General features: G+C 72.6%; 18 protein-coding genes. 11 read left to right on the forward strand and 7 right to left on the reverse strand.

Annotated elements, in window-relative coordinates:
- Positions 1 to 216 precede the first annotated feature (216 nt).
- Positions 217 to 3,699: a proline dehydrogenase family protein gene (locus DEJ16_RS13460; protein ID WP_110826074.1), complete on the reverse strand. Its 3,483-nt coding sequence runs from the start codon at positions 3,697 to 3,699 to the stop codon at positions 217 to 219.
- 82 nt (positions 3,700 to 3,781) lie between these two features.
- Here DEJ16_RS13460 and DEJ16_RS13465 point away from each other — a divergent pair, with 82 nt between their 5' ends.
- Both DEJ16_RS13465 and DEJ16_RS13470 read left to right on the forward strand, forming a co-directional pair.
- Entirely contained in the window at positions 3,782 to 4,684 is a 903-nt protein-coding gene (locus tag DEJ16_RS13465; protein WP_110826075.1) for a LysR substrate-binding domain-containing protein, read from the forward strand.
- Positions 4,685 to 5,017: 333 nt separating this feature from the next.
- Positions 5,018 to 6,769: a putative Ig domain-containing protein gene (locus DEJ16_RS13470; protein ID WP_110826076.1), complete on the forward strand. Its 1,752-nt coding sequence runs from the start codon at positions 5,018 to 5,020 to the stop codon at positions 6,767 to 6,769.
- A gap of 100 nt (positions 6,770 to 6,869) precedes the next feature.
- Here the strand turns inward: DEJ16_RS13470 and DEJ16_RS13475 are convergent, their stop codons facing one another.
- Positions 6,870 to 7,889 carry an MBL fold metallo-hydrolase gene (locus DEJ16_RS13475; RefSeq protein ID WP_110826077.1) on the reverse strand — a complete coding sequence of 340 codons (1,020 nt, stop codon included), beginning with the start codon at positions 7,887 to 7,889 and terminating at the stop codon, positions 6,870 to 6,872.
- An 86-nt stretch (positions 7,890 to 7,975) separates the two neighbouring features.
- Between DEJ16_RS13475 and DEJ16_RS13480 the strand changes: the two genes are divergently transcribed.
- From DEJ16_RS13480 to DEJ16_RS15825, 3 genes are all read left to right on the forward strand, one after another.
- Positions 7,976 to 9,022 carry an ATP-dependent DNA ligase gene (locus DEJ16_RS13480; RefSeq protein WP_110826078.1) on the forward strand — a complete coding sequence of 349 codons (1,047 nt, stop codon included), beginning with the start codon at positions 7,976 to 7,978 and terminating at the stop codon, positions 9,020 to 9,022.
- Between the two features lie 145 nt (positions 9,023 to 9,167).
- A complete protein-coding gene (locus tag DEJ16_RS15820; protein ID WP_181419599.1) occupies positions 9,168 to 9,329 on the forward strand; it encodes a hypothetical protein in 162 nt (53 codons plus the stop codon).
- Positions 9,326 to 9,475, forward strand: a complete 150-nt coding sequence (locus DEJ16_RS15825; RefSeq protein ID WP_181419600.1) for a hypothetical protein — start codon at positions 9,326 to 9,328, stop codon at positions 9,473 to 9,475. The genes DEJ16_RS15820 and DEJ16_RS15825 overlap by 4 nt, the downstream gene beginning before the upstream one ends.
- A gap of 63 nt (positions 9,476 to 9,538) precedes the next feature.
- On the opposite strand, the gene ligD is transcribed toward DEJ16_RS15825, so the two are convergent.
- Positions 9,539 to 10,558 carry a non-homologous end-joining DNA ligase gene (ligD, locus tag DEJ16_RS13485; protein ID WP_110826079.1) on the reverse strand — a complete coding sequence of 340 codons (1,020 nt, stop codon included), beginning with the start codon at positions 10,556 to 10,558 and terminating at the stop codon, positions 9,539 to 9,541.
- 67 nt (positions 10,559 to 10,625) lie between these two features.
- Between ligD and DEJ16_RS13490 the strand changes: the two genes are divergently transcribed.
- From DEJ16_RS13490 to DEJ16_RS13500, 3 genes are read left to right on the forward strand one after another with little or no spacing between them, the layout of a single operon-like run.
- Positions 10,626 to 11,459, forward strand: a complete 834-nt coding sequence (locus tag DEJ16_RS13490; RefSeq protein ID WP_181419601.1) for a DUF429 domain-containing protein — start codon at positions 10,626 to 10,628, stop codon at positions 11,457 to 11,459.
- A gap of 9 nt (positions 11,460 to 11,468) precedes the next feature.
- Complete coding sequence (locus tag DEJ16_RS13495; protein ID WP_110826080.1) at positions 11,469 to 12,668, forward strand: glycosyltransferase; 1,200 nt, start codon at positions 11,469 to 11,471, stop codon at positions 12,666 to 12,668.
- Between the two features lie 6 nt (positions 12,669 to 12,674).
- Positions 12,675 to 13,370, forward strand: coding sequence for a uracil-DNA glycosylase (locus DEJ16_RS13500; protein ID WP_181419602.1), 696 nt, complete (start codon positions 12,675 to 12,677; stop codon positions 13,368 to 13,370).
- 4 nt (positions 13,371 to 13,374) lie between these two features.
- On the opposite strand, the gene DEJ16_RS13505 is transcribed toward DEJ16_RS13500, so the two are convergent.
- On the reverse strand, positions 13,375 to 13,806 hold the full coding sequence (locus tag DEJ16_RS13505; protein ID WP_110826081.1) for a DUF6892 domain-containing protein: 432 nt from the start codon (positions 13,804 to 13,806) through the stop codon (positions 13,375 to 13,377).
- A 95-nt stretch (positions 13,807 to 13,901) separates the two neighbouring features.
- Between DEJ16_RS13505 and DEJ16_RS13510 the strand changes: the two genes are divergently transcribed.
- On the forward strand, positions 13,902 to 15,356 hold the full coding sequence (locus DEJ16_RS13510) for an APC family permease (RefSeq protein ID WP_110826082.1): 1,455 nt from the start codon (positions 13,902 to 13,904) through the stop codon (positions 15,354 to 15,356).
- A gap of 72 nt (positions 15,357 to 15,428) precedes the next feature.
- Here the strand turns inward: DEJ16_RS13510 and DEJ16_RS13515 are convergent, their stop codons facing one another.
- Positions 15,429 to 16,397, reverse strand: a complete 969-nt coding sequence (locus DEJ16_RS13515) for an ADP-ribosylglycohydrolase family protein (RefSeq protein WP_110826083.1) — start codon at positions 16,395 to 16,397, stop codon at positions 15,429 to 15,431.
- 140 nt (positions 16,398 to 16,537) lie between these two features.
- Between DEJ16_RS13515 and DEJ16_RS13520 the strand changes: the two genes are divergently transcribed.
- Positions 16,538 to 17,158 carry a hypothetical protein gene (locus tag DEJ16_RS13520; protein ID WP_110826084.1) on the forward strand — a complete coding sequence of 207 codons (621 nt, stop codon included), beginning with the start codon at positions 16,538 to 16,540 and terminating at the stop codon, positions 17,156 to 17,158.
- 1 nt (position 17,159) lies between these two features.
- On the opposite strand, the gene DEJ16_RS13525 is transcribed toward DEJ16_RS13520, so the two are convergent.
- Positions 17,160 to 17,597 (reverse strand): hypothetical protein, encoded by a 438-nt coding sequence (locus tag DEJ16_RS13525; RefSeq protein WP_110826085.1) that lies wholly within the window; start codon positions 17,595 to 17,597, stop codon positions 17,160 to 17,162.
- Positions 17,598 to 17,693: 96 nt separating this feature from the next.
- Positions 17,694 to 18,314 (reverse strand): DUF6264 family protein, encoded by a 621-nt coding sequence (locus tag DEJ16_RS13530; RefSeq protein ID WP_375232131.1) that lies wholly within the window; start codon positions 18,312 to 18,314, stop codon positions 17,694 to 17,696.
- Here DEJ16_RS13530 and DEJ16_RS13535 point away from each other — a divergent pair.
- On the forward strand, positions 18,266 to 18,595 hold the full coding sequence (locus DEJ16_RS13535) for a hypothetical protein (RefSeq protein WP_110826087.1): 330 nt from the start codon (positions 18,266 to 18,268) through the stop codon (positions 18,593 to 18,595). The two genes, DEJ16_RS13530 and DEJ16_RS13535, sit on opposite strands and share 49 nt — an antisense overlap.
- Positions 18,596 to 18,606: the final 11 nt, after the last annotated feature.

The following is an 18,606-nucleotide window of genomic DNA, read 5'->3' on the forward strand; positions in this document are numbered from 1 at the left end:
ACGTGCTCACCGCACCCGGTCCATGTCGCCTTCCCACACACCAGGCACTGCACCGATTCACACATGAACCTGTTGTACCGAGGGGTCGCCGAAGGCCGATCCGGACAGCGCTCACCGGCTGGCCGGGCATCATCCGCCACACTGCAGGACGGACACGGCACCGCGTGGAAGCGAGGGGCCGTGTCCGTCCGGAGGGGTCGTACTGGCGAGCAGCCGTCAGATGAGGTCGTCCGACAGGTGGTTCGGCGTCCCGAAGCGGTGCGCCGTGATGGACACCGCCTGCTCCCGGAGGAACGGCAGCATCTCGATGCGCCCGGCCTCGGTCACGGGCTCCGCGTAGACGGCGACGTCCGGCCGCCCGTCCGTCCCGACGGCGAGCGCGGCAGCGTCCCCGGCGATGAGTCGGACGCGCGTGGACGGGCCGGCAGCGATCCGGGCGGCGAACGTCTCGTCCGACTCGGTCTGCCGCACGGACTCGACGAGCGAGAGGCCTCGGAGCGCGGTGGCCACCGCTTCCGGGAGCGCGACGGCCGTGGAGACCTGGACGGAGGTGCCCGCACGGAGCGCCGCGGCGACGACCCGCACGAGGTCCTCGGTCGTGCCCTCGGCAGCCAAGCGGACGTGTACCCCCGGGAACGGCAGGTAGCGGAAGACGTTGCGCTCGGCGGAGAGTGCGGACACGTCGGCCGCGGTCCCGAACTCCGAGGTCCACGCGAGCTCGTCGGACGCAACCGCACGGTCGACCGACTCGGACGCCACACCGGTCGCCCGGACGAAGGCCGAAACGTCCGACGACGGCGTCGAGCCAGCGCGGGCCACGGCGGGCTCCCAGGAGCCGAGGCCGACCAGGTAGTTCACGCCGCCGGCCTTGGTGCCCGCGCCGACTGCGGACTTCTTCCACCCGCCGAACGGCTGGCGGCGGACGATCGCGCCCGTGATGCTGCGGTTCACGTAGAGGTTGCCCGCCTGGATGCGCCGGAGCCACGTCCCGATCTCACCCGGGTCGAGCGAGTGCAGGCCGGAGGTCAGGCCGTAGTCGACCTCGTTGACGATGTCGATCGCCTCGTCCAGGGTCTCCGCCACCATCACGCCGAGGATCGGGCCGAAGTACTCCGTGCGGTGGTACTCCGAACCGCGCCGGACGCCCTGCCGGACACCGGGGCTCCAGAGCTTCCCGGTCTCGTCGAGCTGCTTCGGTGCGATCGCCCAGGACTCCCCGGCGCCGAGCGTCGTCAGGCCGTCGAGCAGCTTGCCCGATGCCGGTTCGATGATCGGTCCCATCTGGGTCGTCGGGTCGGTCGGGTAGCCGACGGTCAGCGAGGACACCGCGTCGAGGAGCTGGTTGCGGAAGCGCTTGGACTTCGCGACCGAGCCGACCATGACGACCAGCGACGCGGCCGAGCACTTCTGCCCCGCGTGACCGAAGGCCGAGGCGACGACGTCCTTCACCGCCAGGTCGAGGTCCGCCGACGGGGTCACGATGACCGCGTTCTTGCCGGAGGTCTCGGCGACCAGCGGCAGATCCGGGCGGAAGGACCGGAACAGCTCGGCGGTCTCGTACGCGCCGGTCAGGATCACGCGGTCGACGAGCGGCGACGCGATGAGGTCCTTCCCGAGCTCGGACTCCTCGACGTCGAGGAACGCCAGGACGTCGGCCGGTGCACCGTGCGCGTCGAGGGCGGTCTCGATGACCGACGCCAGGACGGCACCACTGCGGGCGGCCGGCGGCGCGGGCTTCAGCACGACGGCGGACCCGGCGGCGAGGGCGGCCAGGGTCGAGCCGGCGGGGATCGCCACGGGGAAGTTCCACGGCGGCGTGACGAGCGTCAGCGCGGCCGGGGTGAACGACGCACCGTCGACGGTGTCGAGCGATGCGGCCAGTTCGCCGTAGAAGTGCGCGAAGTCGATGGCCTCGGAGACCTCGGGGTCGGCCTGGTCGATCGTCTTGCCGGTTTCCGACGCCATGACCTCGATGAGGGCGGCGCGGTTCGCTTCGAGGGCGTCGCCGACGGCGTGCAGGACCGCGCCGCGGGCGGCACCCGACCACGAACCCCAGGTCGTGCCCGCGGCGCGGACGCGCTGCAGGGCGGACTCGAGGGTCGTGGCGGAGGTGATACGGGCCTCCCGGACGGCGGAGACGCCGAGCGTCGAGGTGGCGATCCGCTCGGTGATGGCGGCACCCCACTCGCGGACGGCACCGACGGACGGGTCGCTGTCCGGCGTGTTCTCGAAGTGGCCGGGGACGGGACGGTCGACGGCCGCGTACCGGTCGGCGACACGGTGCGGCGCCGGGGCGTCCAGTCCGCCGGGCAGCGCGAGCGGGGCGAGGGAGTCGCGGAACCGGGCTTCCTCGCGGGCGAACAGCGTCGGGGACGAGGCGAGGGAGAACACCGCGGACATGAAGTTGTCCTGCGACGCGCCCTCCTCGAGACGACGGATGAGGTAGGCGATGGCGACGTCGAACTCCCCCGGGTGCACGACCGGCGTGTAGAGGAGCAGCGAGCCGACGGTCTTCTTCACCGCGGCCGCCTGGCCCTGCGCCATGCCGAGGAGCATCTCGAACTCGATGCCGTTCCGCACACCGCGCTCCCCGGCGAGGAGCCACGCGTGTGCCACGTCGAACAGGTTGTGCCCGGCGACGCCGACCCGCACGTTGGCGATGCGCTCGGGCGTGAGCGCCCAGTCGAGCACGCGCTTGTAGTTGGTGTCCGAGTCCTGCTTGGTGTGCCAGGTCGCGAGCGGCCAGCCGTGCACCGAGGCCTCGACCTGCTCCATCGGCAGGTTCGCGCCCTTGACCAGGCGCACCTTGATGTCGGCGCCCCCGCGGGCACGGCGGGCGGCGGACCACTCCTGCAGGTGTTCCATCGCGGCGAGCGCGTCGGGCAGGTACGCCTGCAGCACGATCCCCGCCTCGAGGTCGGTGAACTGCGGCTCGTCGAGGAGCTTCGTGAAGACCGCGATCGTCAGGTCGAGGTCCTTGTACTCCTCCATGTCGAGGTTGATGAACTTCTTCGGCGTCGACGCCGCCGCACGCTCGAACAGCGGCCGGAGCTGCCCGACGATGTCCTCGACGGCGTGGTCGAACGCCCACGGCGAGTGCGGGTGCACGGTCGAGGAGACCTTGATCGACACGTAGTCCACGTCGCCGCGGCTCAGCAGCGCGTGCGTGCCGGCGAGGCGGCGCGCGGCCTCGCGCTCACCGAGCACGGCCTCGCCGAGCAGGTTCACGTTGAGGCGGATGCCGTCCTGCTTGATCTTCGCGATCGCCGGACCGAGCTTCGCGTCGGTGGCGTCGACGATGAGGTGCCCGACCATGTTCCGGAGGACCCGTCGGGCGACGGGGACGACGACCCCCGGGAGGCCCGGTGCCATCCCGCCACCGAGGCGCACCAGGCCGCGGAGCGCGGCCGGCAGGAAGCCGGGTGCGTCCGGCGCGATGGCGCGGAGCTTGCGGGCAGCGACGCCGAGGTCCTCGGGGCGGACGACGCCGTCGACGAACCCGACGGCGAAGGCCAGGCCCTTCGGGTCGGCGAGGACGCCGGCGAGCTGCTTCGCGGACCCGTCGATCGGGTACGTCTCTGCCTCGGCGAGCCACTGTTGGACGAGCGCGACGGACTCGTCGGCGAGTCCGGCGGAGTCGGTGGTGGTCACATCGTCGGTCGTGGTCGCTGCGTCGTCGCGCGGCTGGACGTCGGTCATGGGTTCAGTGTGGGGCTCGCGCTTCCGGTAGCGGAAGCAACTCTTCCTGATGCATTCCGTTCAGCTGCACTACTGTTTCCCCATGCTCGACGTCCGGCGCCTCGTGCTCCTGCGGGAGCTGTCGATCCGGGGCACCGTGGCCGCCGTCGCCGAGGCGATGAACTTCACCCCGTCGGCGGTCTCGCAACAGCTGGCGGTCCTCGAGCGTGAGGCCGGTGTGCAGCTCCTCCGGAGGGCCGGACGGCGCCTCCAGCTCACGCCGCAGGCCGAGGTGCTCGTGGCCGCGGCGGGCGACGTGCTCGACACGCTCGAGCGGGCGCAGTCCGCCGTCGAGGCGACGCTGACCAGCGTGCAGGGACGCGTCCGGGTCGCGGTCTTCCAGTCTGCTGCGCTCGCCCTCATGCCGAACGCGCTGCGCATCATGGTCACCGAACACCCGGGCGTCCGCGTCGAGATGGTCCAGCGCGAGCCGGAGACCGCACTCAACGAGACGTGGGCTCGGGACTTCGACATGGTGATCGCCGAGCAGTACCCGGCGCACGCGGCCCCGCGTTTCCCGGGCCTCGACCGACGTGAGCTGACGACGGACGCCGTCCGGCTCGCGCTGCCGCCGGTCGACACGTCGCTGTGGCCGGTCGACTCCCTCACCGGCGCGGCCGACCTGCCGTGGGTGATGGAGCCACGAGGAACGGCGTCGCGGCACTTCGCGGAGCAGCTCTGCCGGCGCTCGGGCTTCGAACCCGACGTTCGGTACGAGACCGCCGACCTGCAGGCGCAGATCCGGTTGATCGAGTCCGGGAACGCGGTCGCGCTCATGCCGGACCTGGTCTGGGCCGGCCGGTCGACCACCTGCCGGCTGCTCGACCTGCCCGGGGACGCCGAGCGGACGATCTTCACGGCGCAGCGGACGGCGAGTTCACTGTCCCCCGCCGTGGCAGCGCTCCGGGACGCCCTGGAACGGGCTGCGGCGACCTCCCGTTCCTGAGACCATCGGTGCCGACGAGTCCGGCCCGATCGCGTGGGCACGCGGGCTGTTCGCCGCCGGGGCCGCGGTCCTGACGGCCCGCCTGCGCCGTCGTCGCGCCTGATCGGCGGAGACGCGAGCGCCCCTCCCGGGGGCGCTCACGTCTGTACGAACGCAGAGGAACCGGTGCGGGAAACCGCACGATCTGGAACGCCTACCCCCAACTCGGGGCACTTCTGCCGTTGCGCGCGCCTCTACACCCCGCCATCCCAATACGCTCCGATCACCCGAGGACTCTCGGCCAACTCTTGTGTTCCGGCACCCGTCCGGACTCGAAATATGGGGGAACAACCCGTGCATCGCAGCACCTCCTTCGTCCGACGCGCGTGCGCCGTCGGTACTGCCACAGCACTCATCGGCCTCACGACCGGTCTCGGCGTCATGACCGCGACGACCGCCTACGCCGACGAGGCACCGACGACCGACACGTCGGTCACCACTCCCGCCGCTCCGGGCACCGACGCCACGCCGGGTACCGACGCGACGACGGCGCCGGGCGAGACGACCACGCCGGCCGAGCCGAGCCTCCCGACCGACGGCGTGACCAGCGCCCCCGGTGGCACCGGCGCGACCACGGGTGGTGACGCCGCCGGGACCGGCGCCGTCACGCCGACCGCTCCGACCACCGGCAGCGCGACGCCGGCACCGACCAACCCGAGCACCGCGAAGCCGAGCGCCACCAGCCCGGCCGAGGCCGCGCCCACGGCGGTGGCATCCGCAACCGTGACGATCTCCGGCACCGCGAAGGTCGGCCAGACGCTCCGCGCGAAGCCCAAGGGCTTCACCGACCCGTCCGCGCTCTCCTACAGCTGGTCGGTCGACGGTGTGGCCACCGGCGACCAGGGCCCGACCTACGACGTCGTCGCCGACGACGCGGGCAAGGTCGTCACCGTCACCGTGCAGAACACGCTCCTCGGGCACACGGACGAGACCGCGACGGCGGACACCGCCGTCGTCACCCAGGACCCCGTGTTCGTGGACGAGAACGGCAAGCCCATCGAGAGCGGCACCGACGCCGACGAGGACGTCTTCCCCCTCGAGACCACCGCAGGTGAGGCCTTCTCGTACACCTTCCGCGCGGTCGGGAGCCCCGCACCGACGTACTCGCTCGCCTGGTTCTACGACGGCTACGAGGCCGACCCCGAGTACCCGGAGGACACCCCCGAGGGCCAGCTGCCCGACGGCATCACGTTCGACCCGGCCACCGGCGTCCTGTCGGGTACGACCGAGATCGCCTCGTACTACGACTTCGCCGTGACCGCGACCAGCGGATCGGCCACGACGACCCAGTACGTCGAGTTGTCGGTCGACGCCGCAGCACCCGCGGGCGTGCAGGTCATCGCCACGGACCGCGCTGACTACGAAGAGCTGTTCGGCGACGGGATGTCCATCGGCTTCCAGCTCCGAGCTGCCGCAGCAGAGGAAGAGGACTCGGGCACCATCCGGAGCTGGATCATCGGCGAGGACGGCGACATCGACACCGTCGACCTGAACTGGAGCACCGGCGCTGACGGCGGGGACCTCGACGTCGTCTTCACGCCTGGTGGTCGCCCCACCGTGGAGCAGGACGGCACGCTGCTGGTCGACGGCGGGATCGTCGACCGGTTCGGCAACGAGGTCACCGATGACGAGGGCACGCCGTCCGCGCTCACCGTCACCTCCGACGTCGCCTCCGACGTGATCACCATCGACGAGGAGTTCGGCGGCTACAACGCGGTCGACGTGACCTTCCCCGAAGCCTCGACGCACACCCTGACGGCCACCGGCGACGCGTTCGCCACGTCGTTCCCGGTCGTGGTCACCCCGACCGCGACCACCCCGGGCACCACGCCCCCGGTCGCCACGCCCCCGGTGTCGGCTCCCCCGGTGCTGACCCAGCCGGCAGCCGCGCCGATCGGCACCGTCCCGGTCCGCACCGCCGCGCACGGCCGACTCGCCTACACCGGCACCGACAGCACCGACGCCCTGCCCTGGGCGCTCGCCATGCTCGCCGCCGGTGCGGCACTGGTGGGCCTGCGTACCGTCCGCCGTCGCGCCCGTCGCTGACCCGGACGGGAGGCTCCTCCCGCGGCCCCGTCGATTCCTCCACGGATCGGCGGGGCCGTTCCGTTCCCGCCCGCCCGTTGGCGCGACGGCGCGCCGGTCGTCAGGCGCCGCGGATCTCCTCGGCGCGACCGAGCAGGTCGGCGTGGAACGCGGTCTGGCTGAGGGCACTCGCGAGCAGGAAGCCCGACATCGATTCGATCCCGCCGCTGAACGGCACGCGGGACGCGACCTCGAAGAGCGTCGGCCGGTCGAGTGCGTCGAGCGCGTCCGCGACGTGCCGGGTCCGCTCGTCCCGGTGGTCGATGAGCACACGGGCTCGGGACACGACGTCGCGGAACCGGTACTCGTGCCCGGGGCAGACCTCGAGGTGCCCGTGTCCGTCGAGCCTCGCCAGCGAGCCGAGCGCGTCACGCAGCGGGTTCGTCCCGGTCCGGCCGCCGAGTCCGACGCCGGGGTTGATCCGCGGCAGGACGTGGTCCCCGGTGAACAGGAGCCCGTCCGGCTCGTCGACGAAGCAGACGTGACCGCCGGTGTGTCCCGGCGTCCACAGTGTGCTGATCGTCCGCCCCGGGATCGGCAACACGTCCCCGTCTGCGAGCAGCAGGTCGGCGAACGGCGCCTCCGCCGTCCCCTGCCCGATCCGGCGGCCGGTCCCCCACGCGGCCAGGACCCCGTCGAGCAGCGCGGCGGGCACGCCCCAGGTCCGCACGTCGCGGTCGTTCTGCTCCGCGTCGGCCCGCTCGTGCTCGAGCGCGCGCACCTCCGCGGCGTGCATCGCGACCGGGGCACCGGAGCGTCGCCGCAGTGCGGCCGCGGCACCGAGGTGGTCGGCGTGCAGGTGGGTGACGGCGACGAGGGTGACGTCCTCGAGCCGGCGGCCGATGGTCCGGAACCCGTCGGACAGCACGTCGAGGGAGCCGCCGTCGGACCACCCGGGGTCGATGACCGCGAGCGCCCCGTCGCTCCCCTCGATGACGTACGCGAGCGTGGCGTCGGGCACACCGCCTCGGAAGGGGACCGCGATGGTCCAGATGCCGGGCCGGACCTCCTCGACGGGCGGGAGGGCACCGGCGGCGAGCGCCTCGGCCTGCGCGGTGCTGACGGGCGGCGGGATCGACACGCGACCACCCTAACCAGGCGGTGCCGGCGGACCGGGCCGTGACGGGCATCCAGGCCGGTCCCGCAGCGGGCGGGTAGACAGGCCGCATGGAGACCATCGCGCCCATGCTCGCCAAGGCCGTCGCCACCGTGCCGGACCCCGACAGCGTCGCGGGCGGCCTGCGGTACGAGCCGAAGTGGGACGGCTTCCGGGGCATCGTGACGATCGACGGCGACGACGTCGAGATCGGCAGCCGCGGCGCCAAGCCGCTGACCCGGTACTTCCCGGAGCTCGTCGAGGCGTTCCGCGCCCGGTTCGGCGGCCGGGAGCACCCCGTCGTCCTCGATGGTGAGGTCGTCGTCCGCTCCGGGGTACCGGGGAACGAGCGGCTCGACTGGGAAGCCCTGTCGCAGCGGATCCACCCCGCCGCCTCGCGGATCGCGAAGCTCTCGGTCGAGACGCCGGCGCAGTTCGTCGCCTTCGACCTGCTGCACCTCGACGGCGAGGACCTGACCGGCCGGCCGTTCGACGAGCGCCGTGCCGCGCTCGAGGAACTCGGGGCCGACCTCGCAGCCCCGCTCTTCGTCACCCGCACCACGCTCGACGTCGAGGTCGCCCGCGAGTGGCTCACGACGTTCGAGGGTGCCGGCCTCGACGGGGTCGTGGCGAAACCGCGGTCGAAGCCGTACGAGCCGAACAAGCGCACGATGCTCAAGGTGAAGCACCACCGCGAGGCGGACGTCGTCGCCGTCGGGTACCGGGTCCACAAGAGCGGGACCGGTGTCGGGTCGCTGCTGCTCGGGCTCTACGACGACGCGGGCGAGCTGCGGATGGTGGGCGGGGTCTCCGCCTTCACGGACAAGCGGCGCCGGGAACTCGTCGACGAGCTGGAACCGCTCGTCGAGCGGGACGCGGACGGGAGGCCCGTCACCGGTGACGGGGAGCGCTCACGGTTCTCGTCCGGTCGCGACACGTCGTTCGTCCGGCTGGCACCGGAGCGCGTCCTGGAGGTCCGGTACGACCAGATGGAGGGTGACCGGTTCCGGCACACCGTGCAGTTCGCGCGGTGGCGTCCGGACCGCGAGGCGCGCTCGTGCGGGTTCGACCAGCTCGAGGTCCCGACGGCGTACGACCTCAGCGACGTCCTGTCCTGATCCGACCGCGGTCCGTCCGGTCAGATGTCCAATCCGCGCTCCGCAGTGATCAGTAGTTAGCCGAACTAGTGAAACTGTGGAAACATCTGAGGCACCAGGGAAACGGTGGTCGGACACCGTCTCGACACCACGGATCGGAGTGGACATGAGCAACGAGATCCTCATTCGCCGGGCGCAGCGCAGCCCCTTCAGCGAGGTCCGCGAAGCACGTCATCTGCGTGCGCTCCAGACCAGCGCGATCATCAGCGGCATCGCCGGTGTGACCGCCGCCGCGCTCGCCTTCGTCACGATCGGACTCGGCGCATGATCGTCCTGGACGGCGTGACGCAGGGCAACCGCCGCACGTGGTCGCGCCTCACCCGCCTGCACACCGCCACGGTCGGTCTGCCGCTGCAGACCTCGCGCGTCGAGGACGACGGACTCCGCTCCGAGGACGCCTCCTCGCTCGTCTGAGGCCCCGTCCGAGCGGGCGCCGTCCCAGGGGGCGCCGTCCCAGGGGGCGCCTCAGCGGTCCCGTCAGCCCTTCTTCGCCCGGGACGGCTGGACGCGCGGCGGCTCGCCGGGCATCTTCGGGAAGTCCGGCGGGAACGGCAGCTCCCCCTCACCACGCTCCAGGTCGCGAGCCCACCACTCCAGTAGTGGATCGATGCTCCGCGGCGCGGCGGACATCGTCTCCCACGGATCGCCGGTGGCGGCGAGCCGACCGGGGACGGTGCGGATCGTGAACACGGTCGGGTCCGCGGTGTCGAGCTCCTCCCACGCGAGCGGGGTCGACACGGCAGCGTGCGGGAGCGCACGGGGGCTGTAGGCACCGGCCATCGTCCGGTCGCGGTTCGCCTGGTTGAAGTCGACGAAGACGCGTTGCCCGCGCTCCTCCTTCCACCACGCGGTCGTCACCTGCTCGGGCATCCGCCGCTCGAGTTCCCGGGCCGCCGCGATCACGGCGTGCCGGACGTCGAGGAACTCGTACGCCGGCTCGATCGGCGCGAAGACGTGCAGGCCGCGGTTGCCGCTCGTCTTCACCCACGCCTCGAGCCCGACGTCGGCCAGGACCTTCCGCAGCTCGTGAGCCGCGGGCACCGCGTCGGAGAAGTCCGTGCCCGGTTGCGGGTCCAGGTCGATCCGGAGCTGGTCCGGGTGGTCGCTGTCCTCGGCACGGGATGCCCACGGGTGGAACACGACGGTGTTCATCTGCGCCGCCCAGACCGCGACGGCCGGCTCGTCGACCACCAGCTGCGGGTGGCTCCGGGCGCTCGGGTAGGTGACCGTCACCGCGCGGACGTAGTCGGGCGCACCCTTCGGCGGGTTCTTCGAGAAGAACTGCTCGCCGTCGACACCGTCGGGGAAGCGCTGCAGCGAGATCGGTCGGTCGCCGTTCGCCCGGACGAAGGGCTCCCCCACGTCGACGAGGTACTGCGCCAGGTCGAGTTTCGTGATGCCGAGGTCCGGCCACAGCACGCGTGCCGGGCTGGAGATCCGGACCTCCCGGTCGCCCTCGGGTCCGGGTACGGTCAGCGTCGTCGCCGGTGTCGCCATGCTGCGGAACCTACTCCCCAGCACCCGCGGAGTACGTGCCGCGCGTCCGCACGGGCAGGATGACACCGTGAACGCGTACCTCGGGGTCGACCTGGCGTGGGGCCTCGGGACCGAGCGTCGGGCGCCGAACGAGACCGGCCTCGCCGCCGTCGACGACGCGGGACGGGTGGTCGACGCCGGCTGGGCCCGCGGGGTCGACGCGGTCACCGCCTGGATCGCCGAGCGGCTCGGCCCCCGCACGCTCGTCGCCGTGGACGCCTCCCTCGTCGTCACGAACCCGACGGGCATGCGCCAGGTGGAACGGCAGGTCGGCCAGCGCTACGGCCGATGGAGGGTCGCCGCGAACCCGACGAGCCTCGCCTCGGCCGCGAGCGCGGGCGCCCGCCTGCTCGACCGGCTCACCGCGCTCGGCATCACCTACGTCAGCGACACCGCGAGCATGCGCGCCCGCAGCGGCCCGGCGGTCTTCGAGTGCTACCCGTACACGACCCTCGTCGGCGTCGAGGAGTTCGGCTACGACGACGAACGCCCCCGGTACAAGCGGCTCGCCCCGTCGGTGCCGCCGGCGGTCGCCCGTCAGCGCCGCGCCGAGGCGTTCGACGAACTGGTCCGGCGCGTCCGCACGAGGCCGCTCGACCCGCCGCTCGACCTCGACGGCGATCCGCGCACCCGGGCGCTGGCGGAGCCGTCGGTGCTGCACGGACCGACGCACAAGCACCGGGAGGACCTGCTGGACGGCGTCCTCTGCGCCTGGACGGCGGCGTTCTGGGAGCGGCACGGCGACCGACGGGTGCAGGTGCTCGGAGGCGATGACGGCTCCCCGTCCGACCCGCGCGACACCGCCGGACGGCTGCCGGCCCTCGTCGCACCGGCGCGGGAGGCGCAGCGACCCGCTCGCTAGGCTGGTCCGGTGAGCACGACGACCGAACCGCTGCGCATCGGGCTCGTCTCGCTGCACACCTCCCCCGGCGACGAACCCGGTTCCGGCGAGGTCGGCGGCATGAACGTCGTCGTCCGGCACCAGGCCGAGGCCCTGGCCGACCGCGGCCACCAGGTGGACATCATCACGCGACGCTCGTCGCCGACGCAGCCGGACTCGGTCGCGCTCGTCCCCGGCGTGTGCCTCCGGTTCCTGTCCGCCGGGCCCGCCCAGCCCGTGCCGAAGGGCGAACACGACGCCTTCATCGAACCGTTCCGACACGGGCTCGCCGCACTCGGACCGTTCGACGTGCTCCACTCGCACCACTGGTTCTCCGGTGCCGCAGCGCTCCCCGTCGCCCGTGACCGCGGCGTCCCGCACGTCCAGTCCTTCCACTCGATCGCCGCCGACGCGGAGACGCCGCTGTCCGAGGGCGAACGACCCGAGTCCGCCGGCCGGATGGCCGGCGAGCAGCGCCTGGCCCGGGAGTCCGACGCGGTCGTCGTCGTGAGCGAGGCGGAGGCCGAGACCGTCCGCACACGGCTCGGCGGTGATGCGTCGCGCGTGTGGATCGTCCCGCCGGGCGTGGACGGGTCGGTCTTCCGTCCGGCTGGCGTCGGTGCCCGCCGGGCGACCGCGCCGTACGTGGTCGCCGCTGCACGCGTGCAACCGCTCAAGGGCCTGGACCTGGCGATCGAGGCCATCGCCGGCATCGACCGGGAGGCCCGTCCCACCCTCGTCATCGCCGGGGACGCGTCGAGCGAGGCCGGCGACCACGTGGCCGAACTGCGTCGGCTCGCCGAGTCGCGGGGCATCGCCGACCGGGTCACCTTCATCGGGCCGCAGTCGCGCGCCGACCTCGCCTTCCTGTTCCGCGGGGCAGCGGCCGTGCTCGTCCCGTCCCACTCGGAGACGTACGGGCTCGTGGCGCTCGAGGGTTCGGCGTCCGGTGTCCCGGTCGTCGCGGCCGCTGCCGGGGGGCTGCGCGAAGCGGTGCTCGACGGCGAGACCGGGGTCGTGCTCGAGTCCCGCGACCCGGCGGTGTGGGCCGCGGAGATCCAGCGGGTGCTGACCGAGCCGGAGTACGCCGCCGCACTGTCCTCTGCGGGTCGTGAGCACGCCGAGCGGCTGAGCTGGGACCGATCGGCGGTCGGCCTGGAGCGCGTGTACCTGCGGGTGCTCGGGCGCTGAGGCGACGTGACGCCCGAGCCTGCACCGATCGACCTGGCCGCGTTCTGGGCGGCGCTCGACGCGGTGCCGGCAGCGGCGGACGCCGAGCGGTTGTTCGACGACGGCACCGGGGCTGCCGTGGGCGGGACTGCCGTGGGCGGGGGTGACCGCGTCGGCGCTGGTGCCGGTGCGAGCGGGGCCGGGGTGCTGCGTCGGGCGAACCTCGACCGCTACCTCCGGCGGTTCGGCCCGGCGGCCGACACGATCCTGGTCGCCGAGGCGCCCGGGTGGCGCGGCATGACGAACACCGGTGTGCCCTTCACGAGCATGCGCGAACTGCAGGACCCGGACGGGCTCTTCGCCGACGTCCCGTTCGCGGTGCCCGAGGACCCGACCGCACCGTGGGAGGCGTCATCCCGTGTGGTGCACGCAGCCCTGCGCGGGTGGCACGGCCCCCTGCCGGTGCTCTGGGCGGTGTTCCCGCACCACCCGTTCGCCGCGCCGGACCGGCTGACGAACCGCACACCGCGTCCGAGCGAGGTGCGGGACGGTGCTCCGGTCGCACTGGCCCTGGCCGAGGCCGTCGGGGCACGACGCTTCGTGGCGGTCGGTCGGAAGGCGCAGGGTGCGCTGGCCGCCGCGGGCATCGACGCGATCGCGGTGCGGCACCCCGCCCAGGGCGGCGCGGCAGAGTTCACCGCGCAGCTCGCCGAGCTCCGCTGAGGGACTACGCCGAGCGCACGTCCACACCCTTGGCGGCGAGCGCCTCGGACACGTGCGCCGGGAGCGGAGCAGCGGCGTACACGATGCGCAGGGCCGGCAGGTCGATGACGTCGTCCCAGTTCTGCGGGTCGTAGCGGTCGTCGGAGCCGTCCCACCCGGGGTGCACGTCCTGCAGGACCTCGAGGTCCGAGTCGACCGTCAGCTCGGTGACCAGGTCGAGCTGCGACGGCAGCAGGTCGAGGTCGTCGTAGTACGCACGCGCCCGGTCGTCCTGTCCCGGAACGTCGTCCTCGTCCACCACCGTCTCCTCGTCGTCGTCCCCGTCGTAGGGCTCGATGACGTCCAGGTCGTAGCAGAGCGCGTCGAGCACGAGCAGCTTCGCGTTGAAGTCCGCGAACTCGATGGGTTCCTCGGTGGTCGTCGACTCCTCGTCCATGCAGGGAGCGTACCGAGGGGCGGCTGCACGTGCCCGACTCGGCTGATTTCCCTGTGGGACTGGACAGGAAGCGGTCAGCAGGAACAGGGTGGGGCATGGCGACCACCACGAAGGCCGAACACGACGCGGGGCATCAGACCGAGCTCCGCCGTGTCATCGGTCCGAAACTCCTCCTGCTGTTCATCGTCGGCGACATCCTCGGCACCGGCGTGTACGCGCTCACCGGGCAGGTGGCCGCAGAGGTCGGCGGGGCCGCGTGGCTCCCGTTCCTCATCGCCTTCTCGGTGGCGTTGCTCACGGTGTTCTCGTACCTGGAACTCGTCACGAAGTACCCGCAGACCGCCGGTGCCGCGCTGTACGTGCACAAGGCGTTCGGCATCCACTTCGTGACGTTCATCGTCACCTTCATCGTGATGTGCTCGGGGATCACGTCGGCGTCGACGGCGTCCCGTGCCTTCGCGGCGAACCTCGGCGTCGGGTTCGGGCTCGAGCTGCCGAACGTCGTGGTGATGCTCATCGCGATGGCCTTCATGCTCGCCGTCATGGCGGTGAACTTCCGCGGTGTCAGCGAGTCCGTGAAGACGAACGTCGTGCTCACGCTCGTCGAGCTCTCGGGCCTCGTGCTCGTCATCCTCGTGGGCTTCTACGCCATCGCCGGCGGCAACGCGGACTTCTCGCGGGTCGTGATGTTCGAGACGCCGGAGGACAAGAGCCTGCTGCTCAGCGTCTCGACGGCGACCTCGCTGGCGTTCTTCGCGATGGTCGGGTTCGAGGACTCGGTGAACATGGCCGAGGAGACGAAGGACCCGTCGCGGATCTTCCCCCGCGTGATGCTGACCGGGCTCGGCATCACGGCCGTCATCTACGTCCTCGTGTCGATCTGCGCCGTGGCCGTCGTGCCGATCGGCGAGCTGGCCGGCAACGAGACGCCGCTGGTGACCGTCGTGCAGACCGCGGCCCCGGACTTCCCGATCGGGTCGATCCTGCCGTTCATCTCGATGTTCGCCGTCGCGAACACCGCACTCATCAACATGATGATGGCGTCCCGGCTGCTCTACGGCATGAGCAAGCAGGGCGTGCTCCCGCGCTTCCTCGGTCGGGTCTCCCCCACCCGCCGGACCCCGTCGACCGCGATCGTCTTCACGACCGTCATCTCGCTGCTGCTCATCGGATGGGTCTCGCTCGACCCGGAGTCGCCGATCGTCGTGATCCTGGGCGGGACGACCTCGCTGCTGCTGCTCGCCGTCTTCGCGGTCGTGAACACCTCGGTGCTCGTGCTGCGGCGGGACCGGGTCGGACACAAGCACTTCCGGGCGGGGGTCGTCCTCCCGGTGATCGGTGTCGTGGCCTGCCTGTGGCTCGTGCTGCCGTTCTCGTCCGGTCGTGCTGCGGAGCAGTACCAGATCGCCGGCGCACTGCTCGCGCTCGGCGTCGTGCTCTGGCTCGTGACGTGGTTCACCCACGGGCGGAAGGTCGCGGACAAGGCGCCGACGGGGCTCGTGACCGAGCCGACCGCGGTGCAGCGCGACCCGCGCGACGACCACCACTGACCGAGCGGCGAGGCGCGTCCCCGCCCGACGGCCAGGGTGGCCCGTCGAGCGGGGACGCGCGCGGTACCGGGGTCAGCTCCGGCGGGCGGGGAGGCCGAGCGGCCCGGGGGTCCGGTCGATCGCCCGGACGGCGAGGGACCGGACCCAGTCGAGGCGCTTGCCCGGCCACCCGTGCACGAGGACCGTCCACTGCTCGGGCAGCGCCGACGCCCCGGCGAGCGCCCCGGCCAGTCCGCCGGTGATCGCCGCGACGGTGTCGGTGTCCCCGCCACCGCGGACGGCACGTTCGAGGGTGTCGACCACGCCGTCACCGGAGGTGATCGCCGCCACCGCGGCCTGCAGCGACGCGACGACCCACCCGTTGCGCTCAGTGTGGTCCGCGGGCGTGGAGGCCTCGGCCTCGGCGATCCGGTCGAGCCACAGGGTCCGGCGCTCCCGCGGCAGCAGCGGCACACCGCGACGGACGTCGAGCCGGCCACGACGGACCGCGTGCCGGATCGCCACCGTCCAGAGCACGCAGGCGTCACCGGCGTCCTCCTCGTAGTGCGTCAGGTCGCTCACCCGACGGGCGGCGACGGCGAGGGGGCGCTTGGCCCCGTCGCCGAGGAACCCGAGCACGAGCGGCGTCGTCCGCATGAGTGAACCGTTCCCCGCCGACCGACCGCGTTGCTCGTGCACGGCGCGGGCGGCGGCCTTCGCGGCCTCCTCGGTGTTCGCGGTCATCCGGCCGAGGACGGCACGGGTCTGGGCGCCGACGTCGGGAGCGTCCTGCGCCCAGTCCGACCAGGCCGCGAGGAGGCGTCCGTGGGTCCTCGCCTCGTTCCAGCGCGCACCGTTGGCGACCGCCTCGAGGACGGGGATCGCCATGCTCGTGTCGTCGGTCCACTCCCCCGGCTCCCAGCCGAACGGTCCACCACCGCGCATCTCGACGGGCTGGTCCGCGGTCAGAGGCGGGCCGAACTCGTACGGGGCTCCGAGCGCGTCCCCGCACGCACTCGCCAGCACGGCGCCGAGCGCCCGGTCCTGCATCGCTGTGTCCATCGTTCCCTCCGCTGTCCACGGTAGTGCCGCGAACCGGGGGCATGTCGGCACGCCCCACGTCCAGCGGGAGCGCTTAGCCTCTCTGTGGTGAGCGGCTCCCCGGCCGCTCGTCCCGCCCACCCCGACGGAGGAACGACCCCATGCGCCGTGCCGGCATCGCACTCGCGTCGGTCTTCGGCGTCGGTGTCGTCGCCGCCGTCATCGGGGTCATCGTCCTGATCGTCGTCGCGGTGAACTCACTGACCGGGATGGCGTCGTCCTCGGCGACGCCCCGGGCGCTCACCTGCCCGGCAGCACCGGCGAAGACCGTCGGCGGCGTCGTGGTGCCGGCCGGTCCGATCGGCGGGTTCTGCCAGGACCGTCTGGTGAACGCCGCCGAGGTCATCCGCGCCGCTCGCGCCCTCGGCATCGGACCGCACACGCAGGCCGTCGGCGTGATGACCGCGATCGGCGAGTCCGGGCTCGTGAACATCGACCACGGTGACGCCGCCGGGCCGGACAGCCGCGGACTGTTCCAGCAGCGCGACAACGGCGCGTGGGGCACGTACGAGCAGCGGATGGACCCGTACACGGCGGCGTCGATGTTCTACGCGAAGCTCGTCAAGGTGCCCGGGTGGAAGACCATGACGCCGACGCAGATGGCGCACGCGGTGCAGGTGAACGCCGACCCCGACCACTACGCCAAGTACTGGCCGACCGCGAAGCGCGTGGTCGAGGGTCTGACCGGCGAGACCGTGCCGGACGTCGCACCCCAGGGCTAGGTCAGGCGGCCGAGTCGACGGGTTCGTCGTCGTCGAGCTCGATCATCGACGCCCCGTCCTCGTGCACGACGACCTGCCCGCGCAGCCGGACGCCGTGCTCGGCGAGGGTGCAGGCCATCGCGTCGACCCACGCCCAGTCGACGGGGAACAGCCCGCTCGCCCCCGGTCGTTCCCACGCGAGGACCACCTGTGCGGCGCCGACCTGCGCGACCACGTCCTCGACGAGTGCGCCGAAGTCCGGCACCCGGTCGTCGGGTTCGTAGGGCAGGTCGGCGACCGGCATCACCAGGTGCACGGGGAGGCCCCGTTCGCCCAGGAACAGCACCCAGCACTGTCGCCGGACGGGCGCGTCGAGGAGGGCGACGACGAGGTCCACCACGTCGGCGTCGGTTCGGACTGCGGTTCGCTCGAGTCGGTCGAGCACGTCGGTGTCTGGCATGCCCTCAGCGTCGCCGTCCGACCCGCCGACGGACCCCTCCGATGGCCGATCTGTGGACGACCACGACGTCCGACGGCCCTGTGCAGGAAAACCCGTTCAGATGCCGATCGTCACCGTACCGCCCACGACGAGCCGCGCCACGAGGAACACCACCACGACCAGCCCGAGGCCGAGCAGCGCGACCGGCCACGCCGTCCGGCGTCGGACGAGCCGGAGCACGCAGACGACGGCCGCCACCAGGAACACCAGCGCGACGAGCACCGGCCCGAGCGTCACGACCGTCCCGCCGAGCCCCTCGTTGCAGCGGTTGCCCGGTGCGTCGCACGAACCGAACCCGAGCGCGAGCAGCATGATCCCCCACCCGGCGGTCAGCGCGGCGAGCGCCCCGACCACCAGCAGGACGACGGAGGCGACCACGTCCGCGACGCGACGACCGCGGCGTCCACCGGACCGGGCCTCCCGGCCGTCCAGGACCGCGCCGTCCTGGGCTGCGCCGTCGTGCCGGGCTCCGCCGTCCGGGTGTCCCGACGTCATCGGCGGCGGCGCGTGCGGACCGACCGCAGGGCGGCCGCGAGCACGAGGACGGGGCGCAGGAGCACGCGGGCGGAGGAACGCATGGGTCCATCGTGCCTCGTCGACGGGACGCCCGTTGCCGCTACGGTCGGGGCATGGCCCGTGCGCGCGACCACGAACCCCCTGCCGCTCCCGCCACCGCAGCCGTGCTGCTCTCCGGGTTCGCCTTCCTGCAGGGGCTGATCCTGCCGGCGGAGGACGTGGGACGGCACCTCGCGATCGGGTTCCTGTTCGGCGGACTCGGTCTGCTGTCGGCGTGGCGGGCGATCCGGATCGGTCGTCGCCGACGCGCGGCTCGGCGGTGGGCATGGGCCGCAGCCGTCCTCGGGATGCTCGGCGTGGGGATGCTCGCCTACCAGGGACTCGTCATCCTCACCGGCGGCGCGCTGCCGCCGCCGTTCTGGTGGCCGTACGCGCAGCGCTGACGGGAGGCCCG

The organism is Curtobacterium sp. MCJR17_055, assembly GCF_003224335.1.
Lineage (GTDB): Bacteria > Actinomycetota > Actinomycetes > Actinomycetales > Microbacteriaceae > Curtobacterium.